The following is an 18,352-nucleotide window of genomic DNA, read 5'->3' as shown; positions in this document are numbered from 1 at the left end:
ACCGTATGCACTATTGACTATTATATCACTTATTTATTAACTTTTCAAGTGGAGGGCGCATAAACAAAAAAGAAGCGGCGAATATCGCCGCTTCTTGATTATTCAAGTAATTTGATTACTTAGTAGGATCGAGTGAAGAAACCTTCTTGAGGAGGTACTCCTGGATGCGGAGTGCGTCACCAGCAGTTACACCGTCACCATGCTCAGCAACGTCTGCATTAGCAAGACCCTTAGCTGTGATGTGCTTTGTATCAGAGCCGTTAAGGCCATACTTGTTCGGGTTAGCAAGGTTCTGCATGATAAGTACAACGTCTGACATATCAACGTCCTTATCGCAGTTAGCATCGCCCCAAACATCAGCCTGAACATCGTCAGGGTTCTTTACAGTTGTAGTTGTTGTGGTCTTGTCGTCAGGAGCCTTGGTTGTAGTTGTTGTAGTTGTCTGATCTGGATTTGGCTTACCGTCGATGTATGTATACTTCTCGTCCTTATCCTGGAGGAACTCAACGATCCAAGCAAGAGGAGCATTCCAGTTGATTGTAACCTCGTTGGTTGACCAAGCTTCGATTGAGTCAACGAAACATCTCTGTGATGGGTTTGTAGCCTCACCGGGAACGAATCCGAGTGCACGAACGTATGGATCCTGGAGACCAGCGTTAGGACCGCCTGAGAGAACTCCGTCAGGAGCCATAGGCAGAGTCTTGTCGAGCTCGTGTGACCAGTATCTGTGGTGAGGATTTCTCTCCTTGTATGTACCGTAACCTGTTACATATGAGAATGAAAGCGGGTTACAGCCGAGGAGGTAATCCATACCTGTAACAACACCGTTCAGGTACTTCTCTTCGCCTGTTACATCGTAAGCGTAGGAAATAGCCATGAGGTTGTTGATAACCATTGAGTTTGAACCCCACTCATAGCCCTTGATGATGATATCCTTGGAGAGGTTGTTCTCATCAGTGTATCCGGGACCGTCATACTTGTATGGGATACCGTAGCCCTGTGACTCCTCTTCTGCGATATATGCATCAGCAGTCTTCTTGAGTGAAGTGATCAGTGAATCCTTCTGATCAGCTGTGAGGTACTGGTTGTTAAGGAGAAGTGAGATAGAACCAGCGGAAGCTGTATTACCCCAGTTAAGAACTGAGAATGTACCTGTCTGGTTCTCACCGCCAGTGATTCTCTCAGGGATCTTGAAAGCGTTATCATACTTGGAAAGAGCTGTGAGGTATGTATCAGCGTCGCCGTCCTCGAGAGCCTTACAAGATGTGAAGATCTCGCAAGCTGCCCAGTACATATCGTCTCTTACCTCGTTATCACCGTAAGGACCACCGCCCTTAGCCTGGTTGAACGGAGCATAGAGTGAAGTCTTGTTTGTCTCTTCTGTTTTAGAAGCTTCATACCAGTTCTTGTCAGCTGCTGCATAAGCGTCCTTAGCTTCCTGGAGATAGAACTCAGCCTTTGATGCGTCATAAGGCTTGATAAGTCTTGCAACCTGAGCTGCACAAGCAGCGTAGTTCAGTGTAGCTGCAAGCGTTGGAGGCTTAACGATACGCTCTGTGTTCCAGCCCTTTGAACCGTCCTCGAGCTTCTCGCCTGAGTAGTCCCAAGGCTTTGTAGCAAGACCTGTCCACTTGTGGTCGTGGAGCTTGTGGTAAACCATGCCTGCGCACTTGCTGCCCCATGTAGGCTCGGACTTGTCAACCTTCATAGCTGTCATGAACTCGAGCTCATAGAGACACTCGTCGATGATATCAGGAATCTTCTTTGAATCGCCGCTCTCAGGGATATTTACTGTGCCTGAACCGTCAGCGAACTTTTCCTTAGTCTTCTCATTGTACAGAGATCTCTCATACATATTAAGGAGAGTCCATACAGAGATACCGCCGTTAACAACGTATTTACCGTGGTCACCAGCATCGTACCAGCCCTTGTTAGCTGTGATCTTGGATGAAGCATATGTAGATGTAGCCTCTTCGTTCTTGAGGTACTCATTGTGCCACTCTGTCTGAACATAAGCTGTATCAGTCTTATGACCACCTTCGTGAGCAAGAGTCTTTGTATCACCTGAAGTGATGTACTTTTCTTCAATATCGAGACCTGAACGGTTCTGATAGAAGTAGTTCAGAGCGTTCTTGAGCATATCGTGTGACTTGTCTGTGTAGATGTCGTCGCCGATATTGAACTCAAATGATCTCCAGTCCTCGCCCTTGATGCGGAGGTAATATCTGCCTGGCTTGTTAGCCTTTGAGAAGTCGATCTTAGCAACTGAGTCTGCTGAATCAGCATCCTTAGTAACTGCGCCTGTCTCGCCTGTCTCAACAACGTCGCCTGACTTAGCGTCAACGAGCTCCCATGTATATGTACCTGAGAGGTTGATCTTTGTAGCGCCGTGAAGGATATCACCCTGGTTATCGCCGAGAACAGCGATCTTAGCGAGATTTGTGAAATAACCAACCTGGTTTACAGAAATGAAGTTTACAGTCTTGCCGTCCTTCTTAAGATTCTTATCGAAGTTAGCACTGTAGTCACGGGTTGTAGCGCCATAGCCCTCGTTAGGATCAGCGTTGCAGCAGCCCTCACCGTGCTCCTTGTCACCACAAGTTACACAGTCGATAACAAGATCATCAAACCAGATCTCGTCGTTTTTCTGAGCATTACCCTGATACTTAGTACCCTTTGCATAGTGGAAGCACCACTCGCAAGCCTCGAGGTCCTTAGTAGGCTTGAATGTACCCTCGAATGTCTGCCAGTCAGTTGTGAGCTTTACAGCAGCCTGTGGCCACTGACCGCCCATATCAGGTCCCATGTGCATATCCTTGGAACCGCCGTCGAGCTCGAAATACTCTTCTGTACCAGCGATATTACCGATCTTTGAGCAGATCTCCATACCGTCTCTGCTGCCCTTGAGCTTACAGCTTACCTTGTACTCGTGGCCAGCCTTGAAGTTGAGGTTTCTGTGTCTTACCTGAAGGTCCCACTTCTCGTGGTCAGCGCCCTCTGGAACGAGAACCTTTACATGGAATGAACCGTCCTCAAGGTTGAAGTCCTGCTTAGCAGGTGATGACTCACAAGTGTGCCATGGAAGTGCCTTGTGTGTGAATTCGCTCTCACCAACGACCAGACCAGCTGATGCATTCATAGGAGCAACCATAGTAGCTGCTGAAGGAATGATCATAGCCATGGACATTACGCTGGCAATAAGCTTCTTTGCATTCTTGTGCATTTGAATACCCTCCCTGAAAATTTGAATATAACTTATAACGCAGTGTCAGTGCAAACGCTGCGGTATATGCTTGTATTATGGGCTAAACAGAGCCTCCTGAGCGGAGCTTGCACCGACCTCTGTTTACCAATCATATTATATTATATCGTGAAAAAAAAGTAAATAGTTTTCTGGAATTTCGTTCATTTCCCTAATGGGATTGTGAAAATTTTGTGTACAATGCCAAAAAGGTAAAAGAAATAAGAGGGCTGCAAAACCCTCTTATTTCCTGAATGTGAATTAATTCATTATTTTTCTTATAAAGCCTTTTCCGCGCCCAAAAGCTTACTTTTTGTAGCTCTCGGGGAGCACCTGAATGGTATGGAGAAGGTACTTCTGGATAGTCAGAGCGTCAGCTGAAGTGATGCCCGAGCCGTTCTCGAAAACGTCGCCGTTGATAGTACCCTGCTCTGTGATGTGGTGGTCGTCAGTACCGCTTGTGCCGTACTTATTCGGATTAGCCAGAGCCTGCATGATGATAACAGCGTCTGCAAGGTCAACGCCCTTGTCGCAGTTAGCGTCGCCCCAGTCAGGCTTTGTGTTATCGCCCTCATAGTCAGGTCCGCCCTTTGTAGTTGTCACGGTAGTCTTGTCAGGATCCTTCTTAGTTGTTGTAGCAGTTGTTGTGCTGCTTGTTGAACTGCTTGTTGTAGTTGTAACTGAGGTTGTTGTGGTTGTTGTGCCTGTTGCTGGTGTACTACTCCCATTGCCCTTTGTGCATGGCTTAGCTACGAACTTAGTGCCGTCAGGCTCCTCGCCCCATGCGATAACGCCGTCAACGTACATAGGCATATGCTCGTTGAGAGAATCAGCCTTCTTGAGGTCTGTAGCCTTTGCAAGACCGCCGAGGTATGACCAGTCGTTTGAAGTATCCCATGCTCCTGCTGTGGACTTGCCGTCTACTGCGTCAGGAATAGAGATCCTGAACTGTACCTCGTCTCTGTGCTCGCTCTGACCTGTAGGCTGGATAGCTCTGCCGTCGTCGAACTTTATGCTTGCATAGTATGTATTTCCTGTAGGATCGCCCTCATACTTGTGAGGACCTGTAACTGTAGCGTGTCCCTGACCGCTCTCGTACTGCTGTGACTTGCCCTCTACCTTGATATCATCAACAGAGAGACCTGCGTCGATGACCTCAGATACATCGAAGAAGTATCTGTACTCAACGTCCTTGGCAACTCTTGCAGGCCATGCTGTGTGGTTCATAGCCCAAGCCTTTATCTCGGTGTATGTAGTACCTGCTGTTCCATTTACTACAGCAGCTACCTCCCACTCAGCCCACTTCGGCATTTCAGCAGGCGGGAAGTCTGCAAGAGGAGCTCCGCCGTAATCGTCTATCATAGCACAGAGACAAGCTGTATAGCCTGCGTTGTAGTCGATAGCTACCTCTGTGTACTGGTAATCTGCTACCTTGTAGTCGCCGTAGTTGCCCTTGCTGTCAGGACCGCCGATAAGTGCGCCGTAGAGAGTATGAGCATACTCAGTCTGCCAGCCCTCTGTGCCGCTCGACTTCTGACCGAGGTCATTCCAGTGGTCGTCGTGAACGCCCGAAGTTGTTCTGTGGTGGATAGCTGTAGGGCTTTTCTCACCCATACCGAGAACATAGCTGAGTCCCATTTCGTTATCGCCGAAGCAGTAGTTCATCTGTGAGTCGCCCCATTTGTCGAACTTGCTCTCATTTGCAGTGCCCTTGAATATTGTATCAGAGCCCAGCTTTGCAAGGAACGCAGTTGTTGTTGCGTGACGGAGACAGCCCCACTGGAACAGCCATGAAAGTCCCTTTGGAGTTATGGACTGGAGCTTCTTCTCGTCCTCGCCCATCCAGTATTTGAGATGGCGTGCGCAGTGGTCGATCCACTCCTGATCCTTTGTTATCTGAGCATAGAGGAATGCAGCGCCCTGTGAAGTATCGTCCCAGCAGAGGCCCCATGTATACTTCCTTGCAGTAGACTGCTCCTCAAGCGGGAAGTTGGGGATATAGTCCTTTTCGACCTTGTCAAGATAAGTCTTATCGCCTGTAGCCTTGTAGAGCCACAGAGCTGCGAACATACAGTCGTCGATCCATGATTCTGTTTTGTACATTCCGCTCATGCCGCCGATATCCTTGCAGGCTCTGATCTTGTCAGCTCCCTCAAAGAGATCCTTTGCGTGCTTGAGATACTGGGCAGCCTTGTCGGGATCGCTGTCCTTGAATATAATATAGCCCTCTGCAAGTGCTGCTGCCGAAAGACCTGCTACGGAAGCATTCTTGATAACGTCATAAGGACGCTCCCAGTCGCCGTTGTTAAGATGATGCTTGCGGAGGTATACCTCGGCGCTGCACCAGATGTTATGGTCGGTAGAGCCGCCTGTGAAGTCGCCGATAGTTCCTACTACGCTTCCGCCGCCCTTGTCGCAGCCCATAACGTAGTCAAGTCCCCACTGAAGGTTCTTACGGTAGAGGTCGTCAAGACCGGCCTTTTTAACAGCGTCCTCATACTCGATGTAGCCCCAGCCCAGCATAGAAGCCGAGTAAGCATTTGTAAGGCAGAACTTGAAGTGGTCGCCTGCGTCGAACCAGCCGCCGGGAACAACATCAGTCTCTTTGCCGTCCTCGTCCACCATGGAGTCTGCACGCCACGGTACCTGATTCCATTCGGGGAGCTTGCCTGACTGCTGTACTTCGTAGAAGAACATTGACTTCTGGAGAGCCTCAGCGTAGTTGTAGCTTGAAGCTGCCTTTGCTGTGGAAGCAGCGTCCTGCTGACCTGCTGTGGGAGCGTATGAGAGCATACCCATAGACATAGCGAGTGCAGAAGCTGCCGCCGTGATTTTTTTGATTATCATTTTTAATACCCCTCTCGTATTAAATATTTTCAGATGTGGCAGCGCACCACACCTATACACCTTAAATATACAATAAAACCGCAGATTTGTCAAGCCAAAAACAACATTTTTCACAAACGAGCTGTGCCAGCTCGACCGCTTGCCACGTTGCCGCTCGTAAACTCGCTCACATTCATCAGGATCGTTAGCCGAATATCGCTTACGCCGCAAAATGTATACGGCTGCATTATTTTCGGAAAGAGCTGAGCCAGCGCCCCCTGCATTCTTAACTCTCAATTCTCAGCTCTTAGTTCTTAGCTCTTAGTTCTCAGCTCTTAGTTCTTAGCTCTTAGTTCTTAGCTCTTAGTTCTTAGCTCTTAATTCGCTTGACTTTTAAAATGCAAAAGTATATAATAATAATGTATACGCTCACGAAGCCTGCGCAAAATAGCTTCGGAGGTGTATACATGACAGACGAAAATAAAAAGGTCGATTCTCCTGCGGAGGAGGCGCTTGAAGAAGCCGAGCTCGCCCGTGAAAACGGTCAGACGGTATCCAGAAATTCAAAGCACCTTATCCACTGCCTGTCCGTAGTCGGACAGATAGAAGGACATTACGTTCTGGCAGAGCAGAACAAGACCACCAAATACGAGCATATTATCCCTGCTCTTGTGGCTATCGAACAGGACAGGAGCGTTGAGGGACTGCTCATTATCCTCAACACCGTAGGCGGTGACGTGGAGGCAGGGCTTGCCATTGCGGAGCTTATCGCAGGCATGAAAACTCCCACCGTATCGCTGGTCGTGGGCGGCGGACACTCTATCGGAGTCCCCCTCGCCGTCAGTGCAAAGCGCTCATTCATCGTTCCTACGGCTTCAATGACTATCCACCCCGTCCGCATGAACGGCACTGTTCTCGGAGTGCCTCAGACTCTCTCCTATTTCGACAAGATGCAGGACAGGATAGTTCGCTTCGTCACGAAAAACAGCAGTATCACCGAGGAAAACTTCCGTACTCTGCTGATGAACACCGAGGAGCTCGTTCTCGATGTGGGAAGCGTGGTTGAGGGCGAAAAAGCCGTAGAGCTGGGACTTATCGACAGCCTTGGAAGTCTCGGTGACGCAATGGACTGTCTTTACGAGATGATAGAAACTACAGAAAAAAGATACGCGGACTGACCGCGCTGTGCCGATACGCGCTTTTTTGCGCATATTTTATGCTACAATATCGGCACGGATACATAATGTGAAAGAACAACGGAGGCAAATATGGCAGAAGCAAAGAAAAATACCAAGGGAGCACCGAAGAAAAAGTCAGAAGCTCCCAAAAGAGAGCCTGTCAAGGCAAATACAAAGACGACGGCTCCGCAGAACGAAAGCAATCAGCTGTGGTCGATACTCCTTTTCGCACTGGGAGTCCTCACCGCTCTCATGGTGCTCGTAAAGGGTACAAAGGGCTGGCTGGCACTGCATAATCTCCTGCTTGGAGTTTTCGGCATAGCGGCGTTCCTCATACCCGTTATACTCATATACACAGCGGTTAAACTTGGCACCGAGCAGACCAAAAAGGACCTCAGCGGCAGGAACGTCTGGTGTATCGCAATGATATTCCTTGCAAGCGCCGCATTCCAGATATTCGTGGTGGGACGTATCCCCGGCGGTACATGGGGCGGTCACTTCAAGATACTCTACGAGGAGGGCGCTAAGCTGAAAAGCGGCGGCGTGGCAAGTCTCCTTTTCGCAGGACCTCTGCTGAAATTCTTCGGCAAGCTTGGCGCAAGGCTCATATCACTGGTACTGTTCTTCGTGTTCGGTATGCTCCTTTCGGGACGCGGACTTGTGGACTTTCTCAAGCTCCTTGCAACTCCATTCGTATTCATCGGAAAATGCGTCAACGGCATACAGAATATGTTCATCGGCGGAGACTTCGTAGACGCATTTGAGGACGACGACAACGACGACGACCGCGAGAAGCGCAACTTCGACGCCGACCTCGAAGCTATAAACATCGCTAATTCCCGTAAGTCCTCACAGAAGCCCTCTGAGAAAAAAGCGCAGAACAAAAAAGCTGTGGAGGCTCTCCCCGACGGCTTCTTTGACTTGGATATACCGCTCCCCACAGACCACCTTATCGTTCACGACAGCGCTGCGCCCGAGGACGACGGAAGCTCCATAGATGTCGATATCGATCAGTCTCCCGCACCTTCACCTGCGGAAAAGCTTCCGCCGCTGAAAAAGGTAAAGGCTCCTGAGGCAGTGCCCGAGGAAGTTCCCGAAGAAAACGAGGAGACAGCAGTCACCGACGAGGGACTCGAACAGCTTATCAGCAAGGCGGCTGACAAGAAGCCCGTTAACGCTGACGAGGAGATCATCGAGGAGGAAGAGCCCGAGGAAGAAAAGCCCGTGTACATACTTCCCCCTATCGACATACTCACCCGTCCCGAGATACGCTCAAACCGTACCGAGGCTATGGAGGAAATGCGTGAAAAGGCTGAGGTCATCAAGAATACTCTGTCAAGCTTCGGCGTCGAGGTAAGGATAAAGGACATCTTCCGCGGACCGTCTATCACCCGTTACGAGATACAGCCGGGTCCCGGTATCAAGGTTTCAAAAATAAAGGGGCTTGAAGACGATATTGCTCTCAGCCTTGCGGCTCAGGGCGTCCGTATAGAAGCTCCCGTACCCGGAAAGGCGGCTGTAGGCATCGAGATACCGAACACCACCAAGGATACGGTAACTCTCCGAGAGATAATCGCTTCTCCCGAGTTCAGAGATTCAAAGAGCAAGCTGACATTTGCTGTCGGCAAGGATATCACAGGCAATATAATCCTTGGTGATATCGCAAAAATGCCCCATGTTATCATCGCAGGTACGACGGGTTCCGGTAAATCCGTCTGCACCCGTTCTATTATAATGAGTATCCTCTACAATGCAACTCCCGACGAGGTAAAGCTCATACTCATCGATCCTAAGATCGTTGAATTCAAGATATTCGAGAATATCCCACACCTGCTCATTCCTATCGTTACGGACTGTAAACGTGCCGCAGGTGCTCTCTGCTGGGCGGTAAACGAAATGATGCGCCGCTATAATATCTTCGCAGAGGCAGGTGCCAACGACTTAAAGTCCTACAACGAGCTTGCAGAGGTGGACGGCGACCTTGTGAGAATGCCTCAGATAGTCGTATTCATCGACGAGCTTGCTGATATGATGCTGGTTGCAGGCAAGGACGTGGAGGACTACATCTGCCGTCTTGCACAAATGGGACGTGCCGCAGGTATGCACCTTGTAGTTGCAACACAGCGTCCTACCACCGACGTTATCACAGGTCTTATCAAAGCCAATATCCCAAGCCGTATCGCTCTCTCGGTAAAATCCGTCACCGACTCCCGTACTATCATTGATATGGGCGGCGCGGACAAGCTCCTCGGAAACGGCGATATGCTGTATATGCCTATCGGCGCAGGCAAGCCTGTCCGTGTACAGGGCTGCTTCTCGCCAAATGACGATATCGCGGAAACAGTCCGCTATATCAAAGCACAGGCAGAGGTCAAATACGATCCTGATGTCGTAGTGACCGTTGACAATTATACTCCGCAGGCTCAGGGCAGCTCAGGCGGCTCTGACAGCGGTGCTTCGACGGGCGGCGGCAGTGACGAGGATATCGTTGAGGCTGCCATAAAGGTAGCTGTGGACGCAGGACAGCTGTCCACATCAATGCTCCAGAGAAAGCTGAAGCTGGGCTACGCAAGAGCAGCACGTATCATGGACGAGCTTGAAGAGCGCGGAGTCATCGGCGCCAGCGAGGGCGCTAAGCCCCGAAAGGTGCTCATGTCGAAAATGCAGTACGACGAGTGGAGACTGCGCAGAATGGACGAATAATTCAACTGTACAGGGATATAACGTAATTTTTGGAGGTTTTTATGAAGCTTAAAGGGATTATTTCCGCGGCAGCTGCCGCAGCTTTGATAGTCGGCGCAATGCCGTCCCCCATGGGAACAATGGCAGAAAACAAAGCTGCTGTAAGCGGCGATACTATTTATAATACAAACAGAGTAAGCGCTCCTGCTGTGACCACTACAGCAAAGAAAGCAGTCACTACTACGACTGCAAAGCCTGCTGTCACAACAACTACCGCAAAGGCGACCACAACTGCCAAGGCGACAACAACTACAACAGCCAAGGTCACTACAGCCGCACCGACGACTACAACGACTACCACTACATACAAGCCTGCTGTACAGGGACAGCCTGTTTTCCACCTTAGCAGCACAGAGGTCTGCCAGACCGAGGCAAGAACCAAAAAGCAGAAGATATATCTGTCCGTTGACGGTGCAAACGGTCTGTACTGCGATACTCTTATCTACGTTTACTACGACAGCCGCATGACCGCTGAGACAGCAGTTGCAGGCAAGGCTGTGGAAAAACTCACCACAGAGCAGGCTTTCGGCGATACCAAGGATTTTATGGTGCTTACCACCAGCGGAGGTTCCGACCTTGGCGCTGACGGCATTATGTGGGAGCTCACATTCACTCTCCCTGCGGACTGCAAGAAGGGCGATGTATTCGATGTAAAGATAGGAGACTCCAAATACGGCAAGATAAAGCCTTTGTTTACTAATTTTGCCTACGACAGCAAGGGCGAAGCTATGACAAAGCACATCTTCACCAACGGGCTTGCTACAGGGGGCATTACCGTTATTGCCGATCCGCCCTACAAGTTAGGCGACATAAATAACGATTTTTCTGTCAACGCTGTTGACGCTTCCATAGCGCTGACTGAGTACGCTTCCGTGTCCAGCGGCAAAAAGACCACATTCACTGACGACAGACAGACTCTTGCGGCTGACGTTGATTCAAACGGTTCAGTAAACGCTGTTGATGCGTCATATATCCTCTCCTATTATGCCTATACATCCACTTCCGCAGGAGCTGCGGAAAGCTTTGAGGCTTACATGGAAAAGGCTAAAAAATAACAGAGTATACTTATTATATAAAGGAGCTATCATAATGAAAACTGTAAATATCGCAATTGACGGACCTGCAGGTGCAGGCAAGAGCACTATCGCAAAAATGGTGTCAAAGGAGCTGGGCTACATTTATGTAGATACAGGCGCTCTCTACCGCACTATCGCCCTCTATATCACCGAGAACAACATCAAGGACGAGGATATCGAGGCTTCTCTGCCAAAGGCTGACGTTCAGCTCAGATTCATCGACGGCGCTCAGCGCGTTTTCCTCGGTGACAGGGACGTTTCAGACCTTATCAGAACTCCCGAGATATCAATGGCGGCTTCACGCACATCGGCTATCCCTGCGGTAAGAGCATACCTCTTCGAGACTCAGCAGAAAATAGCCCGTGAAAACAACGTACTCATGGACGGACGCGATATCGGCACGGTAGTTCTCCCCAACGCTGATGTGAAGATATTCCTAACAGCTTCTGCCGAGGAAAGAGCAAACCGCCGCTACAAGGAGCTTGCCGAGAAGCCCAACTGCCCCACATATCAGGAGATACTCGACGATATCATCAAGCGCGACTATCAGGATATGCACCGCGAGACAGCTCCGCTGAAACAGGCTGAGGACGCTGTGCTTGTGGACACAACAAAGCTGAATTTAGAGGAGTCCGCGGCAGCTATCGTGAAGATAATCACCGACAGAGTAAAATAAGGAGAAGCTTATGTATTACATAGCAAAGTTTCTGGTATGGCTCGCAATGCACATTGCATACAAGCTCCGCTTTGAGGGCAGGGAGAATATCCCCAAGGGTACTCCTGTTATCTATGCCTCAAATCACCGCTCAAATGCCGATCCGCCTATTCTCGGCGCAGGCGGCAGGGGCAAATACGCATTCATGGCTAAGGAGGAGCTCTTCCAAAACAAGCTCTTCGCGTGGCTCATAAGCTCCCTCGGAGCTTTTCCCGTGGCTCGCGGCAAGGGCGACACGGGAGTTATAGATACTGCCGTTGAACGCCTTGACAGCGGAAGAAGCCTTATGATATTCCCCGAGGGCACTCGCTCCAAGGACGGCAAGGTGGGCAGAGGTCACACAGGAGCGGCACTTATCGCTGCCCGTTCAGGCAAGCATATAATCCCCGTAGGCATAGTTTTCGAGGGAAAGCTCAAATTCCGCACACATATCACCGTAAAATACGGCACTCCCATTGATCCTGCGGAGTACTGCGAGATAAGCGATACTCCCAATCCGCGTCAGCTTGTAAAGCTCAAGAACCGCTATATGGCTGATATAAAGCTCATTGTTGAAGGCGAGCAGGAGGCTCCTGCCGAGGAGAAAAAGGAGGATACCGCTGATGAATAAGGTAACAGTTGCCAAGTCCGCAGGCTTCTGCTTCGGCGTTGACAGAGCCGTGAAAATGGTCTACGGCGAGCTGGAAAAGAACACAAATGTGGCTACTCTCGGCCCTATTATCCACAATCAGGACGTCGTAAACGATATGCAGGCCAAGGGCGCAAGGATAATCGACACGGTTGACGAGCTGAAGCCCGATGAGACTGTAGTTATCCGCTCCCACGGCGTAGGCAGGGAGATTTACGAGCAGATAAAGGCTAAGGGCAACCGTATGCTGGACGCAACCTGCCCTTTCGTGTCCCGTATCCACAAGATCGTGGCTGAAAAAACTGCCGAAGGATACTTTATCCTAATAGCAGGAGACCGCAACCACCCCGAGGTTCAGGGCATAGTTGGTCATTGTGACGAAAATTGCCTTGTTTTTAAGGACAACTTTGAGCTAAAAGCCTTTTTTGAAAAAAATTATAAAAATTTGCGAAAAAAGCTTGCAATTGTGGCGCAAACGACGTATAATATAGTAGTATGGGGTGAGTGTTTAAACGTGATCCCGAAGGACGATCCCGATATCGTCATATATGATACCATTTGCAACGCTACCGACACACGTCAGTCCGACGCTGCCGAGCTTGCCAAAAACTCTGACATAATGCTTGTAGTCGGCGGCAGACACAGTTCAAATACTGTCAAGCTTTATGAAGTCTGCAGCCGCTATTGTAAAACGTATCATATTGAGAATTCGGACGAGCTTCGGACTTTAAAGCTTCCAAATGCCGAGAAGATCGGCATCACTGCAGGCGCATCAACCCCCGCCTATATAATCAAGGAGGTACAAACCAAAATGGCAGAAAATGAAATTCTTGCAGCTAATCAGGATGAGGAGATCGATTTTGCTCAGGCACTCGACGAGTCATTCAAAAAAATACATACAGGAGAGAAAGTTAAAGGCACCGTTATCGCCGTAAACAATACAGAGGCTATCGTAGACCTCGGTACAAAGCACACCGGCTATGTTGCTCTTGATGACCTTACAGACGATCCTTCAAAGAAGCCTTCTGACATTGTCAGCGTAGGCGACGAGATCGATCTTGTTGTTATCAAGGTAAACGACGCAGAGGGTACAGTTGCTCTCTCCAAGAGAAAGGTGGACGAGCAGGCCGGCTACGAGAAGATCGTAAAGGCTCAGCAGGAAGGCACAGTTCTCGAGGGCGTTGTTCAGAGCGTTGTAAACAAGGGCGTTACACTTACAGTTCTTGGTGTCAGAGTATTTATCCCTGCTTCACTCACAGGTCTCCCAAGAGGCGCAGAGCTCGACCAGCTCCTCAAGAAGAAGGTAGAGTTCATCGTTATCGAGGTTTCCGAGGGCGGCAGAAAGAGAGCAGTTGGTTCTATCAAGGCTGTTCAGAACGCTAAGAAGGAAGAAGCTAAGGCTAAGTTCTGGGAGACAGCTGAGGTTGGCAAGACTTACACAGGTAAGGTCAAGTCACTCACAAGCTTCGGTGCATTCGTTGATCTCGGCGGCATCGACGGCATGGTTCATATCTCAGAGCTCTCATGGAAGAGAATCAAGCACCCAAGCGAAGTTGTTAACGTTGGCGATACTCTTGAGGTTTACATCAAGGATCTCGACAGAGAGGCTAACAGAATCTCTCTCGGCTTCAAGAAGGCTGAGGACAATCCTTGGGAGATCTTCATGTCCAAGTATAAGGTAGGCGACGTAGTTAAGGCTACTATCGTTTCTATCACAAGCTTTGGTGCATTTGCTCAGATCATCGACGGCGTTGACGGTCTTATCCACATCTCACAGATCGCTGACCAGAAGGTTGAGAATGTCAAGGACGTTCTTAACGTTGGCGACGAGGTTGATGTAAAGATCATCGACATCGACGAGGAGTCAAAGAGAATCAGCATTTCTATGCGTGCTCTCCTTGAGAATGCAGAGGACGAGGCTGAGGAAGCTCCTGCTGAGGACGCTGAATAATCAGTAAAATTTTAAGGGCTATGCAAATGCATAGCCCTTTTTGTGTAATATAAAGCATAATTTATTAAAGGGACGCCTTGCGAAGCGCCTTCGATTCTTGGGCTCTGCCCAAACCCGCAAGGGCTTTCCCCCTAATCGGGTCCGTCCCCTTTGTCGCTTTGCGGCATCTCCCCACACCGTGGGGAGTAACCCTTGACCCGACCAAAGGAACACAGTCCCTTTGGAATCCATTTCATGGGGAAGCCACTTTTCCGAGAAGCTAAAAGCCCGAGTTTTAAACTCGGGCTTTATTATTTAGTCTATCGGAAGTGTTGTTATAAGGTGGAGCAGATAGCGCTGTATCGCAAGGGCGTCATTGGAGGTGATTCCGTTTCTGCCCTCTACATCACCGTTTGCAGAGCCCTGCTCTGTGAGGTGGTGGTCGTCTGTTCCGTTGATTCCGTATTTATTCGGATTAGCCAGAGCCTGCATGATGAGAACTGCGTCTGACAGGTCAACTGTATTGTCGCAGTTTGCGTCGCCCGGAAGTCCCTGTGGTACAGGCTGTGTTGTAGTCGTAGTAGTTGTGGACTCAGTAGTGGTTGTTGTCGTTGTTGTAGTGGTGGTCGTCGTGGTAGTAGTTGTAGTTGTAACTACGGGAGTCTCCTTGACGAATGCAATGTAGTTCATGCAGGCACCGCTCATGCCGTTTGTACCAAGGGTAAGAGTTTCGCCTGCCTTGATCTCCTTAGCGTAAACGTCAAATGGTCTTATTGCCTCGGTGTCATTGACCTCAACTATTTCGCCGTTCTTATTGAAGCTTCCAAGCCATGACGGAACAGTTGTTACTCTCTCGTCCATGCAGACAAACACTGTGATGTCCTTTGCAGCTGTTATAACTGCAAGGTCTGAATCTGTGTTCTTTGAATTGCAGGCTGTGATGATATGCTCACCGCCGCTTATGCTGTTCGGAACAGAAGCGATAACGTGCTCGCGGTCGCCGAACGCCTTGTCGCCTACTGCAAATGTCTCAGCGATAGACCACTGTGCGCCGTAGCTTGCGTCCTTGACCTCAAATTTCGAGATAAGAGCGCTTTTTACAGGCTCGTCGATAACAACTGTGCCGCTGCCGTCTGTAACTGTACCTGCATTGTAGGTCTTGTTCTGCATTCTTCCTGCGTAAGCCATGACCTCGTTTTTAGCAGCATCTGCGGACTGTACCTTGTAGCCGCTGTAAATCTTCGATGAATCAGTGTCGAAGTTATCATAGCCCTGTCCGCCGCCCTTGAGGTTGTTGATATAAGCCTTGTCGTTTCTTGAATTAACTATCTGATAAGCAAGTCCGCTGCCCATATTGCAGCTGTCGAACTTGTCGCCGTAGGACTTGATAGTTCCCGAATATGCGTCATTTCCCATATTCTCAGCATCAAGAGGAAGATTTGTCTTTTCGTAGTAGTTAGCCTCAGAGAATACCTTTGAGTTGTAGGAAGCTCCGATACCGTACTGCTTGTTATTGTAGAAGTAGTTGTTGTAGCTGTGGATATGTGCGTTTCTCGCACGGGGATTACGTGACTCGGTATTGTTGAACCAGTTGTGGTGATAGGTTATCCAGTCCTGCTCATGATTGGTTCCGCCGCCTACAAGTGAGGTCTTGTGACCATCCTTGAACAGATTATATGAAACTGTTATATACTCACTCCACTTTATGTCCAGTGAACCGTCGCCGTCTGCCTTGTCGGCATCTACTATACCGTTGCCTGCATAAGCATTATAGCCCTTTTCTATGGTGCAGTTATGTACCCACATATGATTTGACTTGTTGTCGGCAGAGCCTGTCATGGATACGCCGTCATCAGGGTACTTGCCCAGCCACAGGTTGCGGACCTCGCAGCTCTTTGAGCGCTTCATCTCAAAGCCCCACTGATTGAGTGCTGCGTCATAGCCGATACCCTCGATAGTAACGTTTTCAGCGTTCTGGAGATACAGCATATTTGAGCCGTCGTTCTGCTGACCGTCGTTAGCCTTTGCACCCTTTGGCACATCAATGCTGCCAATAAGTCTGAATACAACGTTCTTAGGCTTTCCGCTGTAGAAGATGTTGTAAAGACCTGTCTGACCGCCGTAGGTAATGCTGTCCTTGTTTGAGTTGTTCACATAGATGACAGTAACCCCTGATTTCAGAGTACCGTCGTTATTGTAAGCGCCGACAGCCTCTGATGCGTTGAAGTGCGCATAGCCGCTGCGGTCAAAAGCCATAGTCTTTAACTTGCAGCTTGCAGAGCCGTTTGAACCCTGTACGTTCACAGTATACTCTGTATTGCCCTTAAGTCCTACTATATCAACTCTTGAGTTTCTGATAAGCTGTGAATCAACAGCTGTGAAGCTTGTGCTGCCTGAAGGTGCATAGCTAACCTTGATATTATTGCCAAGCTTTGAGCTGTCCCACTCAACGTAGGCTTCCTCGAACCAGCCGCCGCAGGTCTTGACAGCGCCCTCAATATTGCCTGATGAAGGCTGGTCGTTATTGCCTGAGCTGCCGGAATCGCCGTTGAGGAACGACGGTGTCCAGTTGTTCATGTAATTCTTGATATTGATATTTGCCGCATCGTTATCAGAAACGGTATGTCCCTTTCTCTGTGAAAGGTCAACACGCTGACCGTTGGAGAGCTTGGTGCCGTTCTCCTTGAAGCCGCTGACGCTCTCGGGCTGTACGCCGCTCATCGAAGTCCAACCTGCCGCTGTTATCATATTGCCGTTCTGGAGAGTAGTATTTACAAAGAGCACCTTTGCAGTCTGTCCCCACGGTCTGCCCAGATAACCTGCTGTTACTGTGAGACCGCTGTTTGCTGTTACCTTACAGTCCTTGAAGAGATATCCTGTGTAAGGACTTCCCTGTTCTCTTGCTGCTGTGATGTAACCGCCTACTGAACCGCTGCTGTAGCCCTTCCAGCGAAGCTCGCAGCTGTCGAAAACAGCGTTGCTTCCGCCGAAGATATAGTCTGTCTGTCCCTCGATAAGGCAGTTCTTGTAGTACTGAGGAGAGCCGCCTGTGTAGAGAGTATCCTGACTTGACAGGAACTGACAGTTGAGGAACTCCGCATAGCCTGTATCAACTGAGAGAGCAGCCGCACGCTCGGTATAAGCCTTTGACTTTACGTCAACGCCGTTGTAGCGCTGTACCTTTAATGTCTCGTTTGTACACTCAACGCCGTCTGCAAGCTCCTCCTGTGTGAGGTAGCGGTTGAATGAGTTCTCGAAAACGATGTTCTTAGCCTTGAAGTTTGTAGCCTTTGGCCATAGCTGAACTGTAGCGCCCCAGCGATAGTTTGAAACGTTCTTGCCGCTTTTGGAGTTAGCAAGATTAGCGTCGTAATAGCCCTTGGAGTTTGCGCTGTAGTACTTATAGCCGATTCCGTAGTACCATGTGAGAATTGCGCTGCCCTTCTGGGGCTCGTCGTTTATGAATGTGATGTAAGGCGTCTGGACGATGACCTGCTGACGGTATGTACCGGGAGCTATGTGTATCGTCACGCGGTTTGCCTCTGATGAGGGATTGAGGCTTGCAGCCTTGTCAACAGCCGCCTGCACTGTTGAGAAGTTGTTGTTTCTGCCTGAGTAGCCCACGTACAGGTCAGTGCCTGCCGCATGAACGCTGACAGGCGGAACTGCCGCGAACGCTGCCAGCAACATGACAATGGATACTGCAAAGGCAAAAAGCTGCAAAGCCAGCTTTCTTGATTTTGTAGCCATAGTTTTTACTCCTTTTCTAACGATGACCTCCGCTGCCTAAAGCGGAAATGTCACAAATGCGGTGATATCGGGAGCTGAGCACAGGGAAAGCAGAGCTTCGGAATATACACCTATATATCATAATTATAACACAAGCAGTAAGAGTTGTAAATAAAATCATAAAAAGTTAAATCAGCTTTGTCTATTTATACAATATCTTCTTCCGCTATTTGGCAGTTTTAACGTATAAACGGCTGTAATTCGGGAGATATAAGAAAAAAGGACTC

The 18,352-nt window shown here is 49.3% G+C and carries 9 protein-coding genes; 6 read left to right on the top strand and 3 right to left on the bottom strand.

What is annotated here, in order from left to right; genetic code table 11:
- Positions 1–115 precede the first annotated feature (115 nt).
- Both BT105_RS03150 and BT105_RS03145 read right to left on the bottom strand, forming a co-directional pair.
- Entirely contained in the window at positions 116–3,223 is a 3,108-nt protein-coding gene (locus BT105_RS03150; RefSeq protein ID WP_072299384.1) for a glycoside hydrolase family 9 protein, read from the bottom strand.
- A gap of 324 nt (positions 3,224–3,547) precedes the next feature.
- Entirely contained in the window at positions 3,548–6,088 is a 2,541-nt protein-coding gene (locus BT105_RS03145; RefSeq protein ID WP_072299383.1) for a glycoside hydrolase family 9 protein, read from the bottom strand.
- 446 nt (positions 6,089–6,534) lie between these two features.
- Here BT105_RS03145 and BT105_RS03140 point away from each other — a divergent pair, with 446 nt between their 5' ends.
- The 6 genes from BT105_RS03140 (at position 6,535) to BT105_RS03115 (ending at position 14,357) form a co-directional block, all read left to right on the top strand.
- Positions 6,535–7,245 carry a ClpP family protease gene (locus tag BT105_RS03140; RefSeq protein WP_072299382.1) on the top strand — a complete coding sequence of 237 codons (711 nt, stop codon included), beginning with the start codon at positions 6,535–6,537 and terminating at the stop codon, positions 7,243–7,245.
- Positions 7,246–7,335: 90 nt separating this feature from the next.
- Entirely contained in the window at positions 7,336–9,948 is a 2,613-nt protein-coding gene (locus tag BT105_RS03135) for an FtsK/SpoIIIE family DNA translocase (RefSeq protein ID WP_072299381.1), read from the top strand.
- 41 nt (positions 9,949–9,989) lie between these two features.
- Complete coding sequence (locus tag BT105_RS03130; protein ID WP_072299380.1) at positions 9,990–11,042, top strand: dockerin type I domain-containing protein; 1,053 nt, start codon at positions 9,990–9,992, stop codon at positions 11,040–11,042.
- A 34-nt stretch (positions 11,043–11,076) separates the two neighbouring features.
- The gene (gene cmk / locus BT105_RS03125) at positions 11,077–11,739 is read left to right on the top strand and encodes a (d)CMP kinase (RefSeq protein WP_072299379.1); all 663 of its coding nucleotides are present in this window, start codon (positions 11,077–11,079) and stop codon (positions 11,737–11,739) included.
- A 10-nt stretch (positions 11,740–11,749) separates the two neighbouring features.
- Entirely contained in the window at positions 11,750–12,388 is a 639-nt protein-coding gene (locus BT105_RS03120) for a lysophospholipid acyltransferase family protein (RefSeq protein ID WP_072299378.1), read from the top strand.
- Positions 12,381–14,357: a bifunctional 4-hydroxy-3-methylbut-2-enyl diphosphate reductase/30S ribosomal protein S1 gene (locus BT105_RS03115; RefSeq protein WP_072299377.1), complete on the top strand. Its 1,977-nt coding sequence runs from the start codon at positions 12,381–12,383 to the stop codon at positions 14,355–14,357. Before BT105_RS03120 ends, BT105_RS03115 begins: the two co-directional genes overlap by 8 nt.
- A gap of 294 nt (positions 14,358–14,651) precedes the next feature.
- Here the strand turns inward: BT105_RS03115 and BT105_RS03110 are convergent, their stop codons facing one another.
- Complete coding sequence (locus tag BT105_RS03110) at positions 14,652–18,086, bottom strand: pectinesterase family protein (RefSeq protein WP_072299376.1); 3,435 nt, start codon at positions 18,084–18,086, stop codon at positions 14,652–14,654.
- Positions 18,087–18,352: the final 266 nt, after the last annotated feature.

It is taken from the genome of Ruminococcus flavefaciens, assembly GCF_900119075.1.
In the GTDB taxonomy this organism is placed as follows: domain Bacteria; phylum Bacillota; class Clostridia; order Oscillospirales; family Ruminococcaceae; genus Ruminococcus; species Ruminococcus flavefaciens_Q.
This window is presented reverse-complemented; position numbering and strand designations above follow the sequence as displayed.

Excerpts from the sequence above, each read along its gene's own strand:
- BT105_RS03150 (WP_072299384.1), bottom strand. The coding sequence starts at position 3,223 with ATGCACAAGAATGCAAAGAAGCTTATTGCCAGCGTAATGTCCATGGCT.
- BT105_RS03145 (WP_072299383.1), bottom strand. The coding sequence starts at position 6,088 with ATGATAATCAAAAAAATCACGGCGGCAGCTTCTGCACTCGCTATGTCT.
- BT105_RS03140 (WP_072299382.1), top strand. The coding sequence starts at position 6,535 with ATGACAGACGAAAATAAAAAGGTCGATTCTCCTGCGGAGGAGGCGCTT.
- BT105_RS03135 (WP_072299381.1), top strand. The coding sequence starts at position 7,336 with ATGGCAGAAGCAAAGAAAAATACCAAGGGAGCACCGAAGAAAAAGTCA.
- BT105_RS03130 (WP_072299380.1), top strand. The coding sequence starts at position 9,990 with ATGAAGCTTAAAGGGATTATTTCCGCGGCAGCTGCCGCAGCTTTGATA.
- cmk (WP_072299379.1), top strand. The coding sequence starts at position 11,077 with ATGAAAACTGTAAATATCGCAATTGACGGACCTGCAGGTGCAGGCAAG.
- BT105_RS03120 (WP_072299378.1), top strand. The coding sequence starts at position 11,750 with ATGTATTACATAGCAAAGTTTCTGGTATGGCTCGCAATGCACATTGCA.
- BT105_RS03115 (WP_072299377.1), top strand. The coding sequence starts at position 12,381 with ATGAATAAGGTAACAGTTGCCAAGTCCGCAGGCTTCTGCTTCGGCGTT.
- BT105_RS03110 (WP_072299376.1), bottom strand. The coding sequence starts at position 18,086 with ATGGCTACAAAATCAAGAAAGCTGGCTTTGCAGCTTTTTGCCTTTGCA.